Genomic DNA, 22922 nt, shown 5'->3' on the forward strand with positions numbered 1-22922 from the left:
AGAGCCACAGCCGGGAAAAACAACCGGGCGCAAAGTGTGCAAACTTACAACTACCCAGTAAAAAGAGACAGAGGCGCCCATGAAGTTCTTACTCGCACTAGCCGCAACACTGTGCTTCATTACCCAAAGCCAGGCAGACGAGCGCGACCTGCTCAGGGCCTCTCTGGATGCCTTTTTAGCCGGTGCTGCAACCGACGTAGCGCAACATCAACGCTTTTGGGCTGATGATCTCATTTATACGTCATCGGGTGGCGAGCGCTTTGGCAAAGCAACAATCATTGAGGGTATGCAGGCCTCAAGTGCGCCGGCCACGGTGCGCTACTGGGCTGAAGATGTAGAAATCAAACTCTATGGCAATGCTGCAGTGGTGGCGTTTCGCTTAATGAGCGAGCCTCTTATTGAACAGCAGATCCAACACCAGGCCCAAGAACAGGCCCCGACACAGGGCCAAGATGCCAAGCACCAAGAGGCAACCGCAAACCGGGCTGCCGGCGCTTACGGCCAGCAGTATCTAAACACCGGCACCTTTATCAAACGCAACGGCGAATGGGCCGTGGTCGCCTGGCAGGCCACCAAAACAGCTTCAAGTACGGGGCGCTAGGCCTCGGCCATAAGCGCCTGCTCAACATCAGACAGCTTGCAGCCTTTGCCCTCGTCATTTAACAACTCATCCAGAGTTAACTGGTAGCTGGGGGCAAACACCTGCAGAAAATAATCAACCTCTGGCAAAGCGTAGGCCACCAGCCGCTCGGCAATGTCTTCTGCCGCCTTGCTGAACTCGCGGTTGCCTGTGGCAAGCTCCGCCTGGCACTTTAAATAGGCAGAAAGCGTATCTGCGGCTTTTATAAGCTGGCGGTGCTCTGCCGGCAACCGGTGCTCCAGCATCACCCGGGCGAAATCTTCTCTGAGCGCCTCCGGCAATAGCCCTACCAGCTCTTGCTCTGCCTCATGCTCAATGGCCTTGTAGGCATGCTGAATAGCCGGTGAATGGTATTTGATGGGTGATGGCATATCACCGGTAATGACTTCGCTGCAATCGTGGTAGAGCGCGGCAGTCACCACTGCGTGAGCATCTACATTACCGCCGTACACGCGATTGCGAATAACCGCCAGTGCATGGGCAATGGTAGACACCTCCCAACTGTGCTCCATCACATTCTCGGCAATGGCATTGCGCTTCAGGCCCCAGCGAATTATCCAGCGGATTTTGCTGATGTAAGCAAAGAAATGGCTCACCTTAAACACTGTATATATCCCCAGTAAAAATGCCATTGTAGGCTTATCAGCTGGATGCTTCAAGGCCCAGGCGCCGGTTGCCCTTTAGCCATTAGGTGCTAAATTTAAAGGGTGTGCCCCAGCTACAGCCCCCTATTCACTGGGCCGTTCACCCGCTCGCCTCACGTGCTGCAACCAAGGGATCACTCGCTCACACCATGTTGAACTGCCACCGCAACTCACGCCATCACAACTTACGCCATCACAAATGCAAATGCCTGCTGTTTGCGGCGGTTGCAGCCTTATTCAGCAGCACGGGTTTCGGCAAAACGCAGGTGTTGGCCACCTACATCCCCTTGGCTGATCACTACCCCGCTATCGTTGCCTACGAGCGCTACCGCGATGCCATGGAGCACGCAGACTTCAACATCCAACAAATGCGCAATTGGGATCTACTGCGCGCGCACTTTCGCAGCGGCCTTGCCGACATGAGTTTTATGATGAGCCCCTTGGCGCTCGACACCTACGCCAAAGACGGCAACTTCCGCTGGCTTGGCTTGATGCACCGCGATGGCAATGCGTTGGCTATTAACGCAGTACTCGAAGCAGACATTCAACTGCCCCCGCACCGGCAGGCGCGCAAGCCCGACGCGCAATTGGCTCACGCCATTGCCGAGTATCACCGCGCTACCGGGCGCCCCGTTGAAATTGCCGTTCCGCACATTTTATCCACCCACACTGTGGTGCTGTATCAATACCTGCAAAGCCACGGTGTGGCCATGAGCCTCGCCACAGGCACTAGCCTGCCCGCGCGGGCACTGGCTATTGCGCCATCGCAATCACCGGCGTTTATTCGCGATAAAAGCAACCGTCGCCTGCCGGCCGCCTTTGAGCAATCGCTGCCTTTTGCAGACATTGTTGAAACACAAAACTACGGGCGTATTGCCTGGTACTCCAAAGATATAATTGTGCACCCCTTGGGGCATGTTGAGTGCCTGGTGATTGCCACAGATGCAGCTCTTACAAACAAACGCACGGCAATTCGCGAGGTCAACCGCTATATTCGCCGCGCCGCAAGCGATATAGAAACGGCGAGAACCGCCGGTGGCCCGGCGCTTGATGAAATTATCCGCCTGATCCGAAAACACATTCCCTCGCATACGGAAACTGCCATCCGGGCAAGCTTGAACCCAAGCCTTCGTGTGATTAATTACGAAAGCCTGGATGTGGACATTGAAGGGCTCAACACCATCATGGGCATTGCCCTGCGCGCAGGCCTGCTTGCAAACCCCGTTAACTTGCACGAATTTTCGGAAGATCTTGAGGCGGGTGATGAATAGCGAAACGCACACACCCAAAAGCCCCCGCCCGGAAGCGGGTATACCACTGGAAAGCACTGATGCAGAAAACGCCACAGCAAATAATCCAGACACAGCAAAATGCGGCAGCATTCGCAATGAACTGTTGCGCTGGCTAATTCCCGTCACCCTTATTCCGCTCATACTCGTTGCCACAGCAACATACGTACAAACCAGTAATCTACTGAAAGGCCAAATGGAGGCCGCGCTTACAAAAGAATCCAACTACATCAAAGGCTTTATTAACAATTGGTTTGACTACCGTTATATGGATTTACAGCGCAAGGCAAAAGATCCGAAAAATGCGGAAATTATTGAGCGCATCAATTCCCGATTCACGCCGCTGGAATTAAAAAATGGCAATCTCTCGGCCAACTACCAATGGGAACTCATCGCCTCGGACTACAGGCAATCCCATATCCACCTGATCAACAGCTACGACTACATCAAAGATATCTACCTGGTTGATAACAGTGGCCACCTGCTATTTGCCACCTTTAACAGCCAGTATATCGGCCGCAACCTGTTTACCGGCAACTACCCGCACAAGCACTTTGCCAATGCCATTCGCGCCAGCATTCAATCAGGCACTACCAGCTTTTCCGACTTGGCCAGCAACAACGATGGCGATACCGCGCTGATTGCCGCGCCCGTAACCAATACCTTGGGCGATCGCATTGGGGCCGTAGCCATTGAAATTGAACTCAAACGTATAAAGGGTGTACTTAAAACCACGCACGACTACAACATAGTGCACTATTTGGTAGGCACAGACGGCAAGCTTAGAAACAACACCCTAGCGCTGCGTGAATCCCCGGGAGCGCACACCGTTGACACCGACTTGGTAAACGCGTGGATAAACCTGCCCGGTGAAAATTTGCAGCAAGGGGTTAACGAATACACAGGCCCCTCGGGCCGGCCGGTATTCGGTACCCAACACGAAATTACTGTGATGAACCAGCGCTGGTTACTGGTCAGTGAAATTGATAAAAACCTGGCCCTGCTGCCCGCTACCTGGCTTGCGTGGATTATCGCCAGCATCACCCTTGCCGCCATTTTTGTAGCCACAGCGATCATTTTCTATGTATCTGGCCGGCTGACCAAGCCCATTGCAGATCTTTCCTTGTCTGTACAACAAGCCGCCCAGGAAGGCAGCAACCAGCAAGTAAATGTACACGCCAACAACGAATTAAAAATGCTTGCCAACAGCGTCAATGCCATGCTGGATGCACGCCACAAATATGAACAAAACTTAATCAGCGCCCGTATTGCCGCCGAGAACGCCGCCAAAGCCAAGAGTGAATTTTTAGCCGTCATGAGCCATGAAATCCGCACGCCCATGAATGGCGTGCTGGGCATGCTAAAACTCATGATCAATCGCGGGCTTGATAACGCACAAACACGCATGGCCAATATGGCGCTCTCAAGCGCCAACAGCTTGCTGAATGTAATTAACGATATTCTGGACTACTCCAAAGCAGAAGCCGGGAAAATTGAACTCGAAGCCATCGATTTTAATTTGGCACGGCTCACCGCCGACATCGCCAACCAGCTGGCCATACGTGCAGAAGAGCGAGACTGCGAACTCATTCTTGATTTAACCGAAGTAAACACCAGCAGCGTAAAGGGCGACCCGGCCCGTTTCACGCAGGTAATCAACAACCTGGTGGGCAATGCCATTAAGTTTACCGAGGGCGGCGATGTCATTATCAAACTCCACACCCGTGCAGAGGCGGATAGCCAAACCGTTTGGGTAACACTCACCATTAGCGACACAGGCATTGGCATTCCCGAAGATAAACTCACCCACCTGTTCGACGCCTTTACCCAGGTAGACAGTTCCACCACCCGCAAGTACGGCGGCTCGGGCTTGGGGCTTGCCATCGTGAAGAAAATTGTCTCCTCCATGGAGGGCACTATTACAGCGGCAAGTGAGGTGGGCAAAGGCAGCACATTTACCGTGCAAGTGCCAATGGCGGCTGGCCTTAGCGAACAACACAGTATCCCAGATGTGGATATGAGCACCCTGCATATTTTGATCGTGGACGACAACAGCACCAATCGCTACGTGCTACGTGGCCAGCTGGAAATTTGGGGCGCCAGTGTTGAAGAGGCCCAAGACGGGCAAAGTGCGCTGAACCTTTTGGAATACAAAGCCGGGCGCAGGCGCACTGACGAACAACCGATCTTTCATATTGCGCTGCTCGACATGAACATGCCCGGCATGGACGGCATGGAGCTGGGGAAACGCATGCAAGCAGACCCGCGCTACAGCGCCATCAAACTCGTGATGATGACATCCCAAGGGCACTTGGGTGAGCACAATGAATTTGCCGCCGCCGGATTCAGGGCCTATTTTCCAAAGCCTGTAAACACCGATGATCTACTGAATGCGCTGGCCATAATCAGCACCGATGATGAAACAACCCCCAATAAAGCCATTGTTACCCACAGTTATTTGCAAAGTTTTAGCATGCGTCACCAGCAAGCGCTCACACCAAACGACACAGCATGGGCACAAAACGCGCGCATTATTATGGCCGAAGACAACGCCATAAATCAGGAGGTGGCGCTGGGCATGCTGTTGGATTTAGTGCTAGAGGTAGACGTGGCAATCCATGGGCGTGAGCTGTTAAACAAGCTATTGCTAAGCACCGATAGCGCCCCCTATCAATTAATACTGATGGATTGCCAAATGCCGGAAATGGACGGCTATGAAGCCACACGCCGTATTCGCATGGGTGATGCAGGTGCCAGTTACGCGAATATACCCATAGTGGGATTATCGGCCAACGCCATGGAGAGCGATCGCAAACTCGCACTTGCCGCCGGTATGGATGACTACATTACCAAGCCGCTGGAAATGGAAGATCTGGTCAATTGCCTAAAGCGCTGGCTGACAAAAAACAGCGCCCCCAACCCCATGCAAACTGCGCACTTGGCACCGCCACAGGCCGCAGCCCAACCCCCAAAAAAAGTCATAACCAAAGATGAAACCCAGGCGGCAATCCAAAACACCCCCAAGGAAGAATTGAGTGCCCCGCCGCTCGACTATAATGCCTTGCTGAGGCGCACCAAAACCCCCGAACGCGCACACCGAATTTTGCAGTTGTTTGTTCAGGAAGCGCCTAGGCTGGCCGCCGAAATAGAAACCTGTTACACACGCCGTGATCATGAGAATACACAGCTTCACTTACACAGTTTGAAAGGCGTGGCTGCAAACGTAGGTGCAACAGCGCTCGCCGATTATTGCCTGGAGCTTGAGCAATTGGCCAAAGGCCATGAACTTATTGATACAAACCTGGAGCACTTGCGGGCATTGGTTGAGCAAGCACTAAGCGCTGCAGAGGCAGCGCCCGAAAGCTAGCCGCTAACGCTGAAATTTGCGCAAATACACACAAACCGGTAATCACTGACTGCTACCAGCGCTCACCGTAATCTTGCCAATCCAGCCCTGCCACACGTAGCTGCTCTGCGTCTGAGAAATGATACGCCCGCAACGACTGCACCAAGGCGCTCGCCACCGGGGGCTGTGCCAACAGGCTTTCCAACTCAACGCGGTAACGCGCAAGGCGCGCTTGCCACTCGGCCCGGGCCTGGTCACGGGCCGCCAACCGCTGAGCTGCATCGGTGCCAAAAGCCGCCTGCCTTCTTGCCTGCAACTGGGCGGGCTGATGTGCATCAGCCTGAAGTTGTGCATCAGCAGCCAACTGGCGCGCCAGCAATCGATCACTTGTAGATGCCCGATCAACACCTGCAACTTGTGCGGCCTCTGCCAACCGCGCTTGGCGCTGGCTTTCGTTTAACGAGGCATCCTGGAGAATTGCAACCCGTGCCAGCGCATAATCTTCAAGGGTGTCTTGCGCGGCAAAGAGCGCGCTTGTATCTGCTACTGAAAACAACTGGCCACGGGCCATACGCATGGCCGCTTGCATGGCGCGGGCCTGCTCGAGGCTAAAGCCTGCATTGAGCTCGATATAATCGCTGCGAATAATATCTTGCTGGTTGCGATATTGAATAAACGCCTCTAACAGCGCGTTTGCTTGGGCAAGCGCTTCACCTTGCAGTGAAAGCCCAAGCTGATGACGAATGCGAACCAACACTTGAGCCAACGGCTCCTCACCCAAAGCCGATAAATAGTGCTCAAAGAGCAGCCGCAAGCGGCTATCAACAATTAACTCACCTGCGGCATTTACCGCCGGTGCCGCAGGCGGCGGCACATCTTTGAGCGAAGCCGGCACTCGGGCCAAAAACGCCGCGCGCCCCAGATCTTCTTGGGTAGCGCTTAACACAGAATCAAGTGCCGCCGCCTCTAGAGGCGCGCCTTTGATAATCGCCACAGGCTTAGCCGTAATCGCAACCTGGGGCTGCACTGCACTTACAACAGCAGGCACTCGTTTGAATCCAACCAGGTACACAGCTAGAAGCAGCAGGCCCCCTGCAACAGCAAAGGCAAGCGACCTTAAAGGCAACATGTGCATCACAAACCTGCCGCTTTCAACCTGCGAGCATGGGCAACATACAACTGCAGGGGGTTAGTACTCCACAACCCCCGCAAGCCAAACATGCCGTTCACTTCGTCTGTGTGATTCAAGGTGTAGTCATCGCGGATTACCTGCCCCATGTGCGACGAACAACGCCCAACAAGGCCATCGTTTGCCTCACCAATAGCAAGCCAGGTAACGCCTAACAGCGCATCGGCCGGGTCCAGCAGGTTGGAGTCGAAGGCGGGCGTATAGGTACCGCTCCAGGAGTAGTAACGCACACCGTTCACTTTGCGCGGACCATCGTTTACTGAATAGTCTTTCACATAGTTAGGCCACCACCAGCTGCCAGCATTATAAGTGGGCGTGGTTTTACAGCTGCCCGTGCGTAAGCCTTGCGGATGCAGCGCATTAAACGCCTTGGCCCCTGCGGTATTGAGCGAGGCGAGCGCACCCATGGCATTTTGTTGTTGCGAGGCATCACCGGAAAGTGCAGCCAAGAGCGCACCCACGGCGTTGCCAATGGCCAGCGCCGGGCCTTCAAGGGGTGAGTTTTGCAATAAATCTGCCACCGGCGAGCCAAAATGCGGCGAGCCCACCGATGTGACCGAAGCCACGAGTTCCGGGCGTACGGAAGCCACATAGCGCGCCGTGGCGCCACCTTGGGAATGGCCAATTAAATTTACTTTGGATGCACCGGTTATGGCCAGCAAATCCTCAACATAGGCAAGCAGCTCTTCACCGCGCGCCTCGTTGCTGGCAAAGGCCGTCACCTGTGGTGTGTACACCTGGGTGGCACCCACATCGCGCAGTGCACCTTTAACGCCGAAAAAGTAATCTGCCAGAATGCTGTCGAAGCCCGAAAGGCCATGCACTAATACAATGGGGTGCTGCGTGCGCCCGGAGTTATCTGCACTGTGGGCTGGCAAACCAAAAACAATAAAAGAGGTGAACAAACTGACGAAAATCAACACATACTTGATAGGTTTCATGGGGAGCTCTCGTGATAATTTTATTATTTTTCACGCGCGCGACGCCTAACAACACACCTGCCGCGCGTTCACTCACTCTGCCTGACCATTTACCTCAAAAAACGCCGTGGTTTACCCCATTGTGGCCAAAGGCTAGCCGCTGAATAGTGGCGCTATTGGCTTATACATCTCCACAAACCATCCACGGTGGCCGCGAGAAAGTGCTAACAATCTAGCCAGCGCACCCTGCCTGCACAAATAAATTCGCCAACTTTTCGTGACGCACGGGTCACTGTTACCGAAGGAAACCGTGACCGAAAAGTCACCTAACCGCCCGCACACCTACCGAAAGGCCAGTAACAGATTTCGGTACGAAAGTGCCACGCAGCAGCCTGGGTGCAAATACAGCCGCAAGAAAAACCCCCGGCAAATACGCACGGTTTATTGCAATGTAAATAGCTAGATTATTGGAAACCAGCTCAAACACGCGAAAGGGGGAGAGGGGGAAGCATGCCGCAAGGCCGCGGCATGCTTTGGCAACAACTAGCTGTAGTTTTGCACCGGCGTGCCCGCCAGGGCTGCGATATTGAGCAAGCCGCGCGCGGTGATGGTGGGTGAAACAATGTGGGCTTTATTGCCCATGCCCATCAAAATCGGCCCAACTTCCAGGCCATCTGCACAGACTTTTAAAATATTGCGCGCAGCACTTGCGGCATCGGCATTGGCAAACACCAACACATTGGCCGGCTCACTGAAGCGCGCATTGGGGAAAATACGATTGCGCAGCTCAGGGTCCAGAGCTACATCGAGTGTCATCTCCCCTTCGTAGGCAAAATCCAGCGCCTGGGCATCGAGCAGTGCAATGGCCTCACGCATGGTATTGCCCGAGCGCGAATCCATATTGCCAAACTGCGATTGCGAGCAGAGCGCTATGCGTGGTGTAAGGCCAAAGCGCCGCACATGGCGGGCCGCAGCAATAACGATATCTGCAATTTGTGCAGGCGATGGCTCCGGGAAGACGTGGGTATCGGCAATAAACAGCGGCCCCTTTTCCTGCAGCATTAACGAAAGCGCACCCACCGGGCGTAGATTATTTGAGCCCAATATCTGTTGCACGTAATTCAAGTGCCAAAGGTACTGGCCAAAGGTGCCGCAAATCATACTGTCAGCATCGCCGCGCTGTACCGCAACCGCGGCAATGGCGGTGGCGTTAGTGCGCATGATGACCTTGGCAAGATCTGGCGTTACCCCTTTGCGCTGCATTAAGGTGTGATAACTCGCCCAGTAATCTGCGTAGCGCGCATCGTGCTCTGGGTTAATCAGCTCGAAATCACGGCCGGGCTTAATGTGCATGCCAAAGCGCTCAAGGCGGCTTTCAACCACTTCAGGCCTGCCAATCAAAATGGGTTTGTGGTTCATTTCCTCGGTAACGGCTTGGGCTGCACGCAGCACCCGCTCGTCTTCACCTTCGGCAAAAATAATGCGCCTTACGGCACTTCTGGCCACATCAAAAACCGGGCGCATGATAAATGCCGATTTAAATACAGAGCGGTTTAATGTGTCTTTGTAAGCGTTCAGGTCTTCAATGGGGCGCGCGGCCACTCCCGTTTCCATGGCGGCCTTGGCCACGGCACAGGCCACCGTTGCCAAAAGCCTTGGATCAAAGGGTTTGGGAATTAAATACTCGGGCCCGAACTTTAAATTTTCCCCTTTGTAGGCAGCGGCTGCTTCGGCACTTGTTGAGGCCCGTGCCAGTGCCGCAATACCCTCTACGCAGCCGATCTCCATGGCATCGTTAATTTCGGTGGCACCCACATCCAGCGCGCCGCGAAAAATAAACGGGAAACACAAGACGTTATTCACCTGATTCGGGAAATCCGAGCGGCCGGTGGCGATAATGGCATCGGGCGAAACCGCGCGCGCCTCATCGGGCATTATTTCAGGCGTTGGGTTGGCAAGCGCAAAAATAATGGGCCGCGGCGCCATTTTCTTTACCATATCGGGTGTTAATACACCGGGGCCAGATAAACCCAAAAACAAATCGGCACCCTCAATGACATCGCCCAGAGTGCGCAGGCTACTCGCTTGTGCAAAGGCCGCTTTTTGCTCGGTCATTTGGCTGGTGCGCCCTTCGTACACTAGCCCTTCAATATCACAGAGCCAGATGTTTTCGCGCTTTACACCCAGTTTTACCAACATGTTCAAACAGGCAATGCCCGCTGCGCCGCCACCGGTTGATACCACTTTAATATCGGCGAAGGATTTTTCGGCCACATACAGGGCGTTGGTAACTGCCGCACCCACCACAATGGCGGTGCCGTGCTGGTCGTCGTGAAATACCGGAATATTCATGCGCTCGCGGCACAACTTTTCCACCACAAAGCAATCGGGCGCTTTAATGTCTTCCAAATTAATGGCGCCAAAGGTGGGCTCAAGGGCGGTAACGATATCGGCAAGTTTTTCCGGGTCTGATTCATTTACCTCAATATCAAAGCAATCGATATTGGCGAATTTTTTAAACAGTACCGCCTTGCCTTCCATAATGGGTTTAGAGGCCAGCGGGCCGATGTTGCCAAGCCCGAGTGCCGCCGAGCCATTGCTTACCACCGCCACCAAATTGCCGCGGGCCGTGTATTTGGCTGCCGCTGCCGGGTCTGCCACAATTTCCATACAGGCCTCGGCCACGCCAGGTGAATAGGCGCGCGCCAAATCGCGGCCATTAGCCAATGGCTTGGTGGCGCGAATTTCTAACTTTCCGGGCTTGGGGAATTCGTGGTAATCCAGCGCCGGGTGGCGGCTGGGGGGTTGGCGATCGTCCGACATGAAAACCTCTGAATATTCGATGGGCAAAGCCCGGGGCCGCGCGAAATGCGCGCCGCTGATGGCGCAAAGGATAGCACTTCACACACCCCCAAACGAACCCCGCCCATGAGGCCAATTGGCCACAGGCTAAGGGGCCAGTGGGCGCGCGTCTCAATTATGAACTTCGCTGTCGCATGGCTGCAGGCACAGCAACCGCCAAGGCCTTGCGATAGGTTAATCAGCAGGCCAATGGCTCGCCTTGGGCGGGTGGGAAATAAACCCGAGCGTGGCCTTGCGCCCACTGGGGGTATTTTTTCATGCACGCAAGAAATGTCTCAGATGCCAGCCAGCGCTCAAGCCAGGCAATCACTAATGGGTAGGGGCTTTGGTTAAACCAGGCCTTATCCACGTGCGCGAACTGGCGCACAAAGGGCATGATGCCAATGTCCAGCCAGCTGGGCGCTACACCCAATAAATAATCGCCCTGCGTGGCTGCAAGCTGCTGCTCAAGGCGTACCAAAAATGCTTCACCCTGGGTGCGGTATTCACGCTGTGAACCCTCGGGGTAGCGATCTGCGTACTTGTAGCGATCTAACCAATATTTAAATTGCTGGTCGTTGTCGTCGAGCCAGGCGTTAACAAGCGCAGGATTTACCGCGCCATAGCTGCTGCCCGGCCCCTGTGTGAATGCCCAGGCCATAATATCGCGGCTTTCATCTATTACCTCGCCCGCTGGCAGCACCAGCACCGGCACCGTGGCCTTGGGTGACACCGCGCGCAATTCGGCCGGTTTATCGCGCAACACCACTTCGCGTAACTCAACCTGACACCCGGCCACCAACAGCGCCAAACGTGCGCGCATGGCATAGGGGCAACGGCGAAAGGAATAAAGTACGGGCGCGCTCATGGTCTGGCCTTTAAAAAAGGGCACAATTTTAACAGCTTTCCCACGGCCTATGCATGGGCTGCCAGCGCACGGCGGCACAGGGCGGCCAGGGCTTCAACGCTGGCCAGGCGCGAATAGTTCGGGCGCACCACAAAGGCAATGCGCCGGTGCGGGCCGGGTTCATTCAGGTGTAGCGCTGAAAGCTGGTCGTTGTGTTTAATGAGCGGCTCCAGTGCCATGGCCGGCACCAGCGTGCTGCCAAGGCGCCCCACCACCATTTGAATAAGGGTGTTTAAACTTGTGGCACCAAAGCCATGGTTGGCCGTTTGCTCGCTTAATTTACAGGCTTCCAAAATGTGATCTTTCAAGCAGTGGCCTTCTTTTAACAACATCAGCTTGGCCTGATCCAACTCGTGGCTGGCAATGTCTCGCTGGCGTTTGTTCACCTGGCTTTTGTGGGCCACCCAATAAAAGTCTTCCGCCCAAAACTCAAACGCCAGCAAGCCATCAAGGGCATAGGGCAGCGCCAGCACTGCGGTATCTATTGCACCTGTGCGCACCTGCTCAAGCAGTTGCTGCGACTGCTCCTCCACCACCGCCAACGAAAAATCCGGGTGCTCGGCCTGCAACAACGGCAAGATGCGCGGCAGCAAATAAGGCCCCACAGTGGGAATAAAACCCACGCTCATGGGGTAGCTTAAGGGCGCCTTGTGGGCATCGGCTAGGCGCTCGAGCTCTTGTACTTCCTGGGTAATGCGCCGGGCACGGGCCAACACTTCCCGGCCCTGGGGTGTCACCAGCACGCGCTTGTTGTCGCGTTCAAATAAATGAATACCCAGCTGCTTTTCCAGTTCATTCAGCGCCGTGCTCAGCGCCGACTGGCTCACATGGCAAGCCTCTGCTGCGCGCTTGAAATGCAGGTGTTGCTCTACCGCCAGTGCGTAACTTAGCTGCTTCAGGGTGACCATGGGTGCTCCTCACAGGGTTTCATATACCGGTTTTGCCACAACCTATGATCTATTTTATAGATCATTAAGTACAATTTATTAAATTATACTAATCAATAGCCTGCCCCTATAGTGAGCCTCGTTCCAACGGAAACCCGTTCATTCACTTAATCAGGAGGCGCCCATGGCCCTAATTAACACCCCCATCAAACCCTTTAAAGCCCAAGCATTTAAAAATGGCGAGTTCATTGAAATTACCGATGAGGCCTTAAAAGGCCAGTGGTCTGTATTCTTTTTCTACCCTGCAGATTTCACCTTCGTATGCCCCACAGAGCTTGGCGACCTGGCCGATCACTACCAAGAGTTCCAGCAGCGCGGCGTAGAAATCTACTCGGTATCCACCGATACCCACTTCACCCACAAGGCCTGGCACGATGCCTCAGACACCATCGGTAAAATTCAATACACCATGATTGGCGACCCAACCGGCCAAATTACCCGCAACTTTGATGTGATGCGTGAAGATCAGGGCCTGGCAGATCGCGCCACCTTCGTGGTAGATCCAAACGGCATTATTCAAGCGATGGAAATCACCGCCGAGGGCATTGGCCGCGATGCCGAAGATTTACTGCGCAAGGTAAAAGCCGCCCAGTTTGTTGCCAACAACCCAGGCCAGGTGTGCCCGGCTGCCTGGAAAGAAGGCGAAGCAACACTGGCCCCTTCACTGGATCTGGTTGGCAAAATCTAAACGCTGTCACCCACGTTTTTACTTCTCACCTAAAACCAAGAGCCGGCAAGCCGGCTCTGTTAATCACCAAAGGAGTCGCCTTGTGTTAACTCGGGAATTACTCACAACCCTCAAGCAATACACTGAAACGCTGTCACACAATGTTACCTTTGTGGTGCAAACCGGTGATCACCCGAAGCGTGCGGAGCTATTAAGTTTTTTAACCGATTTCGCAGCCGTAAGCGATAAGCTTTCAATCACCGAACGCGATCACGCGCTTCAAAGTGCGGTGAGCTTCAGCATCGAAGCCAACCACCAGAATACAGGCATTCGCTTCTCTGGCATTCCCGCCGGCCATGAATTTAACTCATTGGTGTTAGCCGTTCTGCAAGCAGGTGGCAGCACCATTAAGCTTGATACCAGCCTGCAAACGCTGATTGCACGCGCGCAGGAGCCACTGCACTTTGAAGCGTTTATCAGCTTAAGTTGCCACAATTGCCCCGACGTTGTGCAAGCGCTCAACCAATTTGCCCTGCTAAATCCGAACATCACCAGTGAAATGATTGACGGTGCGCTATTTCCCGCGTTAATTAAGCAGCGAGACATCCAGGGCGTGCCTTCGGTTTACCTAAACGGTGAACCCTTCGCCACAGGCAAGGTAAATGCCGCCGAGTTGATTGAAAAACTTTTGGCGCGCTACCCGGAGCTGGCCGCTGCCAGTAATGATCAGCCGCTGCCATTGCAAGACGTTACGGTTATTGGCGGCGGGCCCGCCGGGGTTGCCGCTGCAATCTACAGTGCGCGCAAAGGTTTAAAAGTGAGCCTGATTGCCGATCGCATTGGCGGCCAGGTAAAAGACACAATAGACATTGAAAACCTTATTGGCACACCCAAAACCACTGGGCCTGAACTTTCGAACGCATTGCTTGCGCACCTGCAAGATTACGACATCACCCTCAAAGAGCACTTGAAGGTTACCGAGATAAAATATGGCGACATCAAGCAGGTCACGCTTTCATCCGATGAAATCATTCACACCAAAACCCTCATTGTTGCCACCGGTGCCAGGTGGCGCGAGCTGGGTATTCCGGGCGAGCGGGAGTACGTGGGCAAAGGCGTGGCCTACTGCCCACACTGCGATGGCCCCTTTTTCAAAAACAAAGACGTGGCGGTTATTGGCGGCGGCAACTCAGGTATTGAAGCGGCGCTGGATTTATCGGCCATTGCAAAATCGGTCACGGTGTTTGAGTTCATGGCCGAACTTAAAGCAGACAAGGTGCTGGTAGATAAAGCCACCGCAAAAGCCAACATCCGCATACACCGGAATGCAGCCGCACAGGAAATCACCGCCCAAAACGGCAAAGTGGCGGGCCTGCGCTATCTTGATCGCGCTACCAACCAGGCCTATGAACTGGCACTTGATGGCGTGTTCGTACAAATAGGCCTGGTGCCCAACAGTGGCTTTCTGGGCGATGGGGTTGCACGTACAGCCGCAGGCGAAGTGCAGATCAACGAGCGCTGCCAAACCTCGGCTACCGGCGTTTTTGCCTGCGGCGATGTCACCACCGTGCCCTACAAGCAAATTGTGATTGCCATGGGCGAAGGCGCCAAAGCGAGCCTCTCGGCGTTTGAGTACCTGTTAAAAGAAAGCGACAACCTAGATGCCGCCTTTGCGCAAACAAGCCCACGCGCACCGGAAAAACTCGCCTCCTAGCAACCACGCGTGCCGCGGCAGCTCAAGGCCGCGGTAACCATGCCCGCCATGCAACATCGGCATAGGTCGGCTAGGCTAACCTGTGCCACATAGGGATTTATGGACAACCGCCATGCGCATATTCACGTCACTCTTGTTGCTGGCCGCACTCTGCCTTAGTCATTTGGCGCTCGCGCAGCCGCTCGATGAGCTTGTGTACCTCTCTGAAGATGCCCCGCCCATTAACTACTACGATCAAGGTGTATTCAAGGGCATCGCCGTGGATCTACTGGAGCAAACCACCGCCGCCGCAGGCGCGCCTGTAACTCGCACGCAAGTTCAGGTGAAGCCCTGGGCGCGGGCTTACCGCGAAGCCCTGCGCGGCCCTAAACGCGTAATATTTGCCATTTACCGCACGCCAGAGCGCGAGCATCTGTTTAAGTGGGCGGGGCCCTTCAATAAAAGCGAGCTGGTGCTGGTGGCAAAAAAACGGCGCCATATCACACTTAAGGATTTAGGCGCGCTGAATCAGTATGTGGTGGGCGCACAGCGCGAAGATGCGGCAGAAATTCACCTGCGCAATCTGGATTTAGAAAACATGGCCATCACCTATACTGTGAACCCCCTGCTATTGGCGCGTATGATGATGAGCGATCGCATCGACATCTGGGCCGGTGGCCTGCACGGCATTTTTGCGCATTTGAATCAAGCCGGAGCAAACCCTAACGAGTACGAAGTGATAGGCACGCTGCACCAGGCGGATTTATATTTTGCCTTTAGCCGTGACGTAAGCGACGGTACCGTGCAACGCTTCCAACAAGCGCTAGAGCGCGTATTAAATTATCAACCCGTAAACATCTCCAACCGGAGCAACTAGCCGCGCGCTTGGCAACTAGCCGCGCGCTTGATAATAACTGGCAATTTTTGGCAGCTGCATCATCTGCTTGGCGTGCTCAGCCACTCTGGGCGCTACCTCTGCCAGCAAGTCCGATGGCACGTGATCCAACTGGCCAGACATCAGCCACTGGGCAAATACAAACACTTTTAAATCTGCAATGGTGGGGGAGCCTGCGGCAAAGTAATCACCGCCTTGCTTCACCAAGCGGGAATTCAGCCAGGTTAAATAGGTACTAAAGGGGCCTGCCACCAGCGCCTGGCGGGCAGCTTTTAACGCATCACCTTGCAGCCCAAAGGTGGCCACCACCTTGTGGGTAACATCTTCAATGGCATCCATCACTTCATCACACAAAAGCGCTTGGTAGTCATCTTTGGGGTAGAGCCCGGCCTGCTTGCCAAAATAGCGCAGCAGCGCATTGGATTGCGTAATCACCTCGCCATCGAGGTTAACCACCGGCACCTGCCCAAACGGCGTGTGCGCCCGTACATCGGCAAATTCTGCAAATGAAAAGCGGTGATCTTCAAACTGGGTGCCCGCCCAATGTAGCGCCAGGCGCAAGGGCTCTGCCCGCCCACCGTTTACGTCAAAATAGGTGACTTTAATACTTGTCATACTCACTCCCGTTTAAAAATTATGCCAAGGCGGCAATGGCCTTAAGTGCTTGCGCGATATCCTGTTCGCTATTTAACAGCGAAGGGGCAAAGCGTGCATGGCTCACCCGGTAGGGCGTTGAGCTCATGATAATACCCTGCTTATGCAATTTACCAACCACGGCATCGGGCTCCATACCAGCCACATCAAAACACACAAGGCCAGAGGAAAGCTCTGGCGCTATGGGTGTGTGCAGTTTTACATGGCGCATACCCGCCAAGCCCTCTTTGGTGAGCGAATTAAGCGCGTGAATGCGCGCCTGCACCTGGGGTTTGCCCAAGGCCAGATGCAATTTAAATGCCTCTGGCAATGCCCAGCGGTGCTCGAACGAGTGAAAGCCGCCCGGTGACATATGCTCACCCACGGGTACTTTATCCTGGCTTAGCAGGCCCATCCACACCTCATAAGAGGCGCTAAAACTCGGAATAACCGGCTGGTTTTGCGCCCACGCGCTCGTTGCCCCAAATCACCCCCGTGCCCCTTGGCCCGAAAATCCATTTGTGGGTGCCGGCCACAAAAAAATCGCAGCCCAACAGGCTTACATCCTGGTCTTCAATACCAAAACCATGCACACCATCTACACAAAATAGAATCTGGTTGCGGGCTTTGCGCTTGGCGTTAACTTTTTGAATTTCATCGGCCATAGCGCGAATGGGCAATTTCACACCTGTAGATGAATGCACCCAGGTTACCGCAACCACTTTGGTGCGGGCTGAAATACCACGGGTTAAATTTTTCAGTATTTAATCCACACTTACGTCAGCAGGCTCATCATAAAGCGCAATTTGCCGCACCTTGGCGCCGGTGCGTTGGGCGCGGTAGTGAATCGACATATCGGTGGAATAATGATCGTGGGTGGTTTGCAAGATTTCATCGCCCGGGGCAAGTGCCAGGCCACTGTAAATCATCGCAAGCCCCATGGTGGTGCTGTCTGTGAGTGCGATCTGCTCGCCCTTGCCGCCCATGTAATCGGCAGCAGACCGGGCGATATCACGGTCTATGGTTTGAAAGTGTGCGTGCCAATAATCTGCGGGGTTTTCATCAAAGGCGCGACGGTGGCGCTCTATGGCATTGCTAACGGGCAAGGGGTGTGAGGCTAATAAAAACGTGGCCAGTTGCACGTGATCGCGGGTAAGGGGGAAGAGCTCGCGCAGTGTGTGCCAGTCGCCCTTGCCAATAGCCACTGCCTTCGGCTGTACAGTTGCAGCGGCTGGCGCACCGGCCAAGGCTAATGGGGCCAATAACGATTGGGCACCGGCCCCTAAACTGCCCAAACCCAATGCGGCCAAAAATGAACGTCTTAGCATAACTCACTCCTTGTCATGATGAGCTAGAACGCGCAGCCCCACACACAAGGTTGCCCGCGTACACTCGAAGCGCACCAGTATAAAGCGCAGCATGCCGCCACTAATCTATTGTTTCGCTATATAAAGAATTTTTGTTAAGCCTTAATTTTTCGCACCACCCTTGGCGCTGGCTGCAGCTTTCGAAAATTCAGCTGCCGTAATCCATCAGCGCGTTAACCAAATTGATGGCAGGCAGTTGTTGCACCTGGTTAGCACGGGTATTGGCAAGCGCCGGGTTGCCCACCACTACCGCCAGGCACTGGGCGCGCGAAACCGCCACGTTGATGCGGTGCCTGTCGAACAAAAATTCTGCGCCACGGGGCGACTCATTGGCATCGCTGGCGCACATACTTAACATTACCACCGGCGCTTCCTGGCCTTGAAATTTATCCACACTGCCAACGCGCGCCTGCTCGCCCAATGCCTGTTGTAATAAACGCACCTGCATGTTGTAGGGCGCAACAAAGAGGATGTCTTGCCAATCAATTTTCCGTGTGGGGGCCTCTTTTTTACCGGTATACATTGTGCGCCCAAGTAAGGTGTGGGTAAGCGCAACAATGGCCTCAACTTCTTCGCAGGCCGCCTGGGTATTGCCCATGTGATGCACCGGCACAAACGTGATGCCCGCGGGCTTATCAAGCAAGCCCCGGTAGCCCGCGGGCACGGCAATGTAGCGTGCATCGTTAGATGGGTGTGATTGCAGCTGGCCTGCATAAATGTGCCGGCTAATAAAATCGTTTACACGCGAATGCATACGATAGGTTGTGCCCAAAAACACGCCCATGTGCGGGCTGATGGTGGGCGCGTCGTGTAACAGGTAATCGAGCACACTCAAGCCAGACTCCCCCGGGTGGCTGCCCTGTGATGGCTGGCCCAACTGCATTTGATCGCCCATGAGCACCAGATTTTTTGCGCTGCGGCTCATGCCCACAAGGTTCGCCACCGATACCTGGCCTGCCTCATCTATAAATAAATAATCCAGTTGGCCGGCCATGTCTTCACGGGCAAAGCCCCAGGCAGTGGTGCCCACTACGCAACCGTCCACAAGCGATGCCGCCAGCGCGTTGTTTTTAAGCTCAACCACTTCCAGCGCCTCAAATTCGGGCTCGGTGGCCTTGCTGCAAAAAAACTGGCCGCGAATTTCGGCCGCGCGGCAATATTTGGCAGCCCCAAGCAATAGATTATTGATGGCCTTATGGCTGTTACTGGCAATGCCCACGCGCGCACCTTGTGCCAATAGCGCGCCAATAATGCGGCTACCTGTGTAGGATTTTCCGGCACCGGGCGGCCCTTGCAGGGTGAGGTAGCTGGCATCAAGCTGTTGCACCCGCTCGATAATTTGCGCCAGCCGCGCCTCGGGCGTTGTTGCCGTAATCAAGGGCGCGCCCACAGGCAGCTCGTGGCTCAGGCGCGGTGCACTGCGGTTAAGAAAATCGGTAATGGCGCAGGCGCCCAGCTCGCCCTGTAAAAAAGCGCGTGCCTGGGCTGCAATGGCCGAGGGCACGGGCTCAGGGTTAATAAATTCATCAGGCACAAGCGTTACGCGCGCGGGCAATTCAGTATTGCTTTGCAACGCAATAATGCCTGCATCCAATTGGCTGTGGGATTTTTGAAGGTTTGCCTTTACGGGTTTGCCCGCGTCATCTTCCACCCCCAACACGTAAAATGCCGTGTGCGCGGCTTTAAAGGCCTGGGCAGGCTCAAAGCGGTATTCAAAGGTCAGGTTGCGCGCGCGCGGGCTGTGTTTAAAGGGGGCTTTTTCCGTGCGTGTGCAGCCTGCCAGGCAATCAAGATCATCGGCCAGCTCGTCTTCACTTAACCCTAGCCTGTCGAATAAACGCCAAAACAGCGGCTTGGCCTCACGCCGGTGAAACTCCAACAAGCCCGCCCAGGTTTCACACAACTGGCAGGCCAGAGGCTCACTTTCGCGCAGCTGCTCTGCACGCGTAGTCAATGCATCGCGCAATTCGGCGGTGGCAGTGAGTGTGTCGCTCTCGGGGGCGGCCACAGGTTCCGTGCGCCCAAGGTAGGGAATATTGTGTGCGCTTTGTTGTTCGCGCAGCCATTCAACCAGCTCTTGGGTGGAATCGCTGTCATCAATATTGTAGGCGCGAATGCTGTTTAATATGGGCGAGCTCTGCCAGCTATCGCCTTCAATGCCCTGTTGATTCAAGGCGCGCCAGCGCTCATACACCACCACTGAATCGCCGCCATTACCCACATCGGTTGCGCGCGCGGGCCGGTAGAGGTGCTCTACATTTTTAATAGAGTAACGGGGCTCGCCCAGCACCAGCGCCCCCTTCACCAGCGTGTATAAATCCACAAACACGTCATTGCGCAGCAGCTGGTCTACCTGATGCTCACACACGCCGTAGCGGCCCATGAGTTTTCGGCAGGCGGCGATTTCGTAATTGGCATAGTGGTAGATGTGCATGCTTGGGTCTTGCTCCCAACGCGCGTACACCCAGGCAATAAATTCCACAAAGGCCTGCTTTTCCTGTTCGGCATTGTGGGCCCAAAAATCGCGAAACTGGCGCTGGCCCTGCTCGTCAAAGTAGCTTGCGCCCCACAGGTACTCCAGCCCGCCGGGCACCAGCGGAAAACCTTCAATATCAAAAAACACATCCAGCCTGGATGCCGGCGGCAATAGCGCAAGGCCTGCTTTTTCGCCGGGCGCAGGTTTCAGAATTTCATACCAGGGCTGCGCCTTGCCCGCAGCTTGTTGCTGACGGCTGTGTATTTGGGCACGGGCTTGCACCTTCAGGCGCGCCAATATCGCCGGTGCCATGCCCGCAATGTAGGGCTGCTCGCAATCGGCCAACTGGCGCAAGGTGTGAATACCTGCGCCATTGAGTTTTTTAATTTGGCCCTTGGTAATGTTGGCCACCTGAAACAGATGATCGCGCGCGATCAATTGCGCCTGCGCCGCCTGCGACCACTCGCCCCAGCTGTCGGATTCCGCGGGATCTGGCATTTGGTTCGGCTCAAAATGCAGCTGCTGGGCCAGAAAGGCCTGTTTGATGGCGCGGTAGTAATAGAAGAAATCGTCTGTTCGAAATAGGTGATGTTCGCCATCACCGGTAACCACGGTCAGCTCTGCCGGGCGTACACCTTGCAACTGTGCCAGCATATCGGCGTAGCAACACAGTTGCACCAAATGTGCAGGCTTGGGGTTACCGGTGAGTTTGGTATCCCACACGGTGTAGTGATAATCGCCCAGGCTACTTTGCCCGGGCACCTTAATTAAAAAGTCGGCGTAGCCTGCAAAGGGCGCGTGCGCCAAATAGCCCTGAAAAATCACATCAACACCGCGCGCCATGGCCGCCCGGGTATTAGCAAGGCGCGCGCACGCATCCTGCCCATCTATCGTTTCGGCACAGAGGCCCTGGCTTGTAAGCTCGCGCAGTATGCGCGTTTCGTGCTCGAAACCACGGCGTTGCAACACATCCATCAGTGCCTCTGGGGCGTCGCGTTCGGGCGCCTCGTCCGGGCACTGCAAGGCCTGCCTGTTCATCCAGCTGGCAAAGGGGCTGGCTAAATAGGTGGTGAGGTCTGACGGGGCAAACACCCATTGGCCCTGTTGCTGCTGCATACGCTCTCCTGTTGGCTGGCTGCCGCGCTAGATTAACACGCCCATTTGAGTGGCATGGCCGGTGTGGGATGCACCTCTGGCTCCGGGGTATTGCACCAGGCCACGCACAGGCCCGCCGCGGTCATTTCATTGAGCTCTTGCACTGTGTAGGCACGATGTACGGTTTTGCCGCAGTTGTTGCAATAGCGCACGCTGTTATCGGTGGTGCTGGTGAGGTCGTCCCACTGTTTAGTGCACTTGAATTGGCCCTGGCTGGTTTCGCAGGCAATCATGGTTTTACCGCGGACAAGATTTTTCATGGCGTAATTCTCCGAAAGTTGTGTGTGTTGTCTTATGGGCTTTGCGGCTTGCGTTTGCCACTCGTTAAGGCCATATTAGTCGCCAGCGGCTACATGTCTACACCGGCTACATATTCATGTCGCTTTTTCAATCACATTCACCCACACATCAGAGGCACCCATGACAGATACCTGGGCTATTCGCTGGGATTTACTGGCACGTTACCGGCTGATTGAAATTATCGCCCTGTGGGAGGGCCGGCTCACCACCAACCACCTGTGCGACACCTTTGGCATGGGCCGCCAGCAGGCCAGCAAAGACATCAACACCTACCTGAAAGACATAGGCCCGGGCAACCTAGTGCTTGATCGCTCCATCAAGGGGTATGTGCCCACCCCCACCTTTAGCCCGCAAGTGACCAAGGGCGTGGCAGACGAGTATTTGCAGCTGATGGCGCGCAATAACGACCTGAGCCTGCGCTTTGAGAACCTGCCGTTGAATGTGGCCAATACCGAGGTACTCAGCCTGCCCATTCGCAATGTGGAGCCGCGGGTAATCCGCACCCTGGTGCGCGCCGCCCGCGAGCAAAAGCGCGTAGAGGTAGATTACGTAAGCGTGCACAACCCCAACCGCGAGGGCCGCATCATCGCCCCGCATACCCTGGTGTTTACGGGCATTCGCTGGCATGTGCGCGCCTGGTGTGAAAAGAATCAGGGCTTTAGGGATTTCGTGCTGAGCCGGTTTCGCGGCGAGCCGGAATTGCTGGATATGTCGCCTAAACAGGCAGATGACGATACCGCCTGGAACACCCAGGTGCCCATAGAGATCACCCCCGACACCCGCCTAACGCCAGATAAACAAGCCGTGGTGGCAGCCGACTACGGTATGGAAGACAACCGCCACCGCTTCACCGTGCGCGGCCCACTGGTGCACTACGCGCTGAAGCTTTTGCAGATTGATTACAAAACCATGGAACCCACGCCCGAGGCCCAGCAAATTGTATTGGCCAACCGCGAAGCACTGAAGCCCTGGCTGTTTGATTAGCCTTAAAACGCAACAAGCACCTACAGCAC

Annotated in this window: 17 protein-coding genes and 1 pseudogene; 7 read left to right on the forward strand and 11 right to left on the reverse strand. The window is 54.9% G+C overall.

Going from position 1 to position 22922, the window contains the following annotated elements; genetic code table 11:
- Nucleotides 1-79 precede the first annotated feature (79 nt).
- Nucleotides 80-601: a nuclear transport factor 2 family protein gene (locus L1F30_RS12885; RefSeq protein ID WP_253356642.1), complete on the forward strand. Its 522-nt coding sequence runs from the start codon at nt 80-82 to the stop codon at nt 599-601.
- Here L1F30_RS12885 and yfbR read toward each other — a convergent pair.
- Nucleotides 598-1236, reverse strand: a complete 639-nt coding sequence (gene yfbR, locus L1F30_RS12890; RefSeq protein WP_253356643.1) for a 5'-deoxynucleotidase — start codon at nt 1234-1236, stop codon at nt 598-600. The two genes, L1F30_RS12885 and yfbR, sit on opposite strands and share 4 nt — an antisense overlap.
- A gap of 197 nt (nt 1237-1433) precedes the next feature.
- Here yfbR and L1F30_RS12895 point away from each other — a divergent pair, with 197 nt between their 5' ends.
- Both L1F30_RS12895 and L1F30_RS12900 read left to right on the forward strand, forming a co-directional pair.
- The gene (locus tag L1F30_RS12895) at nt 1434-2555 is read left to right on the forward strand and encodes an ABC transporter substrate-binding protein (RefSeq protein ID WP_253356644.1); all 1122 of its coding nucleotides are present in this window, start codon (nt 1434-1436) and stop codon (nt 2553-2555) included.
- Nucleotides 2548-5940, forward strand: a complete 3393-nt coding sequence (locus L1F30_RS12900; RefSeq protein WP_253356645.1) for a response regulator — start codon at nt 2548-2550, stop codon at nt 5938-5940. Before L1F30_RS12895 ends, L1F30_RS12900 begins: the two co-directional genes overlap by 8 nt.
- A gap of 52 nt (nt 5941-5992) precedes the next feature.
- Here the strand turns inward: L1F30_RS12900 and L1F30_RS12905 are convergent, their stop codons facing one another.
- The 5 genes from L1F30_RS12905 to L1F30_RS12925 all read right to left on the reverse strand — a co-directional run bounded on the left by L1F30_RS12905 (nt 5993) and on the right by L1F30_RS12925 (nt 12684).
- Complete coding sequence (locus L1F30_RS12905) at nt 5993-6913, reverse strand: lipase secretion chaperone (protein ID WP_253356646.1); 921 nt, start codon at nt 6911-6913, stop codon at nt 5993-5995.
- A 140-nt stretch (nt 6914-7053) separates the two neighbouring features.
- Nucleotides 7054-8049, reverse strand: coding sequence for a triacylglycerol lipase (locus L1F30_RS12910; RefSeq protein ID WP_253356647.1), 996 nt, complete (start codon nt 8047-8049; stop codon nt 7054-7056).
- Nucleotides 8050-8571: 522 nt separating this feature from the next.
- Nucleotides 8572-10851 (reverse strand): NADP-dependent malic enzyme, encoded by a 2280-nt coding sequence (locus tag L1F30_RS12915; RefSeq protein WP_253356648.1) that lies wholly within the window; start codon nt 10849-10851, stop codon nt 8572-8574.
- Nucleotides 10852-11068: 217 nt separating this feature from the next.
- Nucleotides 11069-11737 (reverse strand): glutathione S-transferase, encoded by a 669-nt coding sequence (locus L1F30_RS12920; RefSeq protein ID WP_253356649.1) that lies wholly within the window; start codon nt 11735-11737, stop codon nt 11069-11071.
- Between the two features lie 47 nt (nt 11738-11784).
- Entirely contained in the window at nt 11785-12684 is a 900-nt protein-coding gene (locus L1F30_RS12925; RefSeq protein WP_253356650.1) for a hydrogen peroxide-inducible genes activator, read from the reverse strand.
- A 163-nt stretch (nt 12685-12847) separates the two neighbouring features.
- On the opposite strand from L1F30_RS12925, the gene ahpC reads away from it, so the two are divergent.
- The 3 genes from ahpC (at nt 12848) to L1F30_RS12940 (ending at nt 15960) form a co-directional block, all read left to right on the forward strand.
- Entirely contained in the window at nt 12848-13411 is a 564-nt protein-coding gene (gene ahpC, locus L1F30_RS12930) for an alkyl hydroperoxide reductase subunit C (protein WP_253356651.1), read from the forward strand.
- Between the two features lie 82 nt (nt 13412-13493).
- The gene (gene ahpF / locus L1F30_RS12935) at nt 13494-15104 is read left to right on the forward strand and encodes an alkyl hydroperoxide reductase subunit F (RefSeq protein ID WP_253356652.1); all 1611 of its coding nucleotides are present in this window, start codon (nt 13494-13496) and stop codon (nt 15102-15104) included.
- Nucleotides 15105-15216: 112 nt separating this feature from the next.
- Nucleotides 15217-15960 carry an ABC transporter substrate-binding protein gene (locus tag L1F30_RS12940; protein WP_253356653.1) on the forward strand — a complete coding sequence of 248 codons (744 nt, stop codon included), beginning with the start codon at nt 15217-15219 and terminating at the stop codon, nt 15958-15960.
- Between the two features lie 15 nt (nt 15961-15975).
- Here the strand turns inward: L1F30_RS12940 and L1F30_RS12945 are convergent, their stop codons facing one another.
- The 5 genes and pseudogenes from L1F30_RS12945 to L1F30_RS12965 all read right to left on the reverse strand — a co-directional run bounded on the left by L1F30_RS12945 (nt 15976) and on the right by L1F30_RS12965 (nt 21869).
- Nucleotides 15976-16593: a glutathione S-transferase family protein gene (locus tag L1F30_RS12945; RefSeq protein ID WP_253356654.1), complete on the reverse strand. Its 618-nt coding sequence runs from the start codon at nt 16591-16593 to the stop codon at nt 15976-15978.
- A 19-nt stretch (nt 16594-16612) separates the two neighbouring features.
- Nucleotides 16613-17026 carry a cysteine desulfurase gene (locus L1F30_RS12950; protein ID WP_253356655.1) on the reverse strand — a complete coding sequence of 138 codons (414 nt, stop codon included), beginning with the start codon at nt 17024-17026 and terminating at the stop codon, nt 16613-16615.
- Nucleotides 17027-17045: 19 nt separating this feature from the next.
- Nucleotides 17046-17939: pseudogene (locus L1F30_RS17605) on the reverse strand (aminotransferase class V-fold PLP-dependent enzyme).
- A gap of 187 nt (nt 17940-18126) precedes the next feature.
- The gene (locus L1F30_RS12960) at nt 18127-21570 is read right to left on the reverse strand and encodes a TM0106 family RecB-like putative nuclease (protein WP_253356656.1); all 3444 of its coding nucleotides are present in this window, start codon (nt 21568-21570) and stop codon (nt 18127-18129) included.
- Nucleotides 21571-21602: 32 nt separating this feature from the next.
- On the reverse strand, nt 21603-21869 hold the full coding sequence (locus tag L1F30_RS12965; RefSeq protein WP_253356657.1) for a hypothetical protein: 267 nt from the start codon (nt 21867-21869) through the stop codon (nt 21603-21605).
- A gap of 160 nt (nt 21870-22029) precedes the next feature.
- Between L1F30_RS12965 and L1F30_RS12970 the strand changes: the two genes are divergently transcribed.
- Nucleotides 22030-22893 carry a YafY family protein gene (locus L1F30_RS12970; RefSeq protein ID WP_253356658.1) on the forward strand — a complete coding sequence of 288 codons (864 nt, stop codon included), beginning with the start codon at nt 22030-22032 and terminating at the stop codon, nt 22891-22893.
- The last annotated feature ends 29 nt before the right edge of the window (nt 22894-22922 follow it).

It is taken from the genome of Simiduia sp. 21SJ11W-1, from assembly GCF_024138675.1.
Classification (GTDB): Bacteria; Pseudomonadota; Gammaproteobacteria; order Pseudomonadales; family Cellvibrionaceae; genus Simiduia.

What these genes read in the sequence shown, in the direction of transcription:
- L1F30_RS12885 (WP_253356642.1), top strand. Translation starts at nt 80, where the DNA reads ATGAAGTTCTTACTCGCACTAGCCGCAACACTGTGCTTCATTACCCAA.
- L1F30_RS12895 (WP_253356644.1), top strand. Translation starts at nt 1,434, where the DNA reads ATGTTGAACTGCCACCGCAACTCACGCCATCACAACTTACGCCATCAC.
- L1F30_RS12900 (WP_253356645.1), top strand. Translation starts at nt 2,548, where the DNA reads ATGAATAGCGAAACGCACACACCCAAAAGCCCCCGCCCGGAAGCGGGT.
- L1F30_RS12910 (WP_253356647.1), bottom strand. Translation starts at nt 8,049, where the DNA reads ATGAAACCTATCAAGTATGTGTTGATTTTCGTCAGTTTGTTCACCTCT.
- L1F30_RS12915 (WP_253356648.1), bottom strand. Translation starts at nt 10,851, where the DNA reads ATGTCGGACGATCGCCAACCCCCCAGCCGCCACCCGGCGCTGGATTAC.
- L1F30_RS12920 (WP_253356649.1), bottom strand. Translation starts at nt 11,737, where the DNA reads ATGAGCGCGCCCGTACTTTATTCCTTTCGCCGTTGCCCCTATGCCATG.
- L1F30_RS12925 (WP_253356650.1), bottom strand. Translation starts at nt 12,684, where the DNA reads ATGGTCACCCTGAAGCAGCTAAGTTACGCACTGGCGGTAGAGCAACAC.
- ahpC (WP_253356651.1), top strand. Translation starts at nt 12,848, where the DNA reads ATGGCCCTAATTAACACCCCCATCAAACCCTTTAAAGCCCAAGCATTT.
- L1F30_RS12940 (WP_253356653.1), top strand. Translation starts at nt 15,217, where the DNA reads ATGCGCATATTCACGTCACTCTTGTTGCTGGCCGCACTCTGCCTTAGT.
- L1F30_RS12945 (WP_253356654.1), bottom strand. Translation starts at nt 16,593, where the DNA reads ATGACAAGTATTAAAGTCACCTATTTTGACGTAAACGGTGGGCGGGCA.
- L1F30_RS12950 (WP_253356655.1), bottom strand. Translation starts at nt 17,026, where the DNA reads ATGGGCCTGCTAAGCCAGGATAAAGTACCCGTGGGTGAGCATATGTCA.
- L1F30_RS12960 (WP_253356656.1), bottom strand. Translation starts at nt 21,570, where the DNA reads ATGCAGCAGCAACAGGGCCAATGGGTGTTTGCCCCGTCAGACCTCACC.
- L1F30_RS12965 (WP_253356657.1), bottom strand. Translation starts at nt 21,869, where the DNA reads ATGAAAAATCTTGTCCGCGGTAAAACCATGATTGCCTGCGAAACCAGC.
- L1F30_RS12970 (WP_253356658.1), top strand. Translation starts at nt 22,030, where the DNA reads ATGACAGATACCTGGGCTATTCGCTGGGATTTACTGGCACGTTACCGG.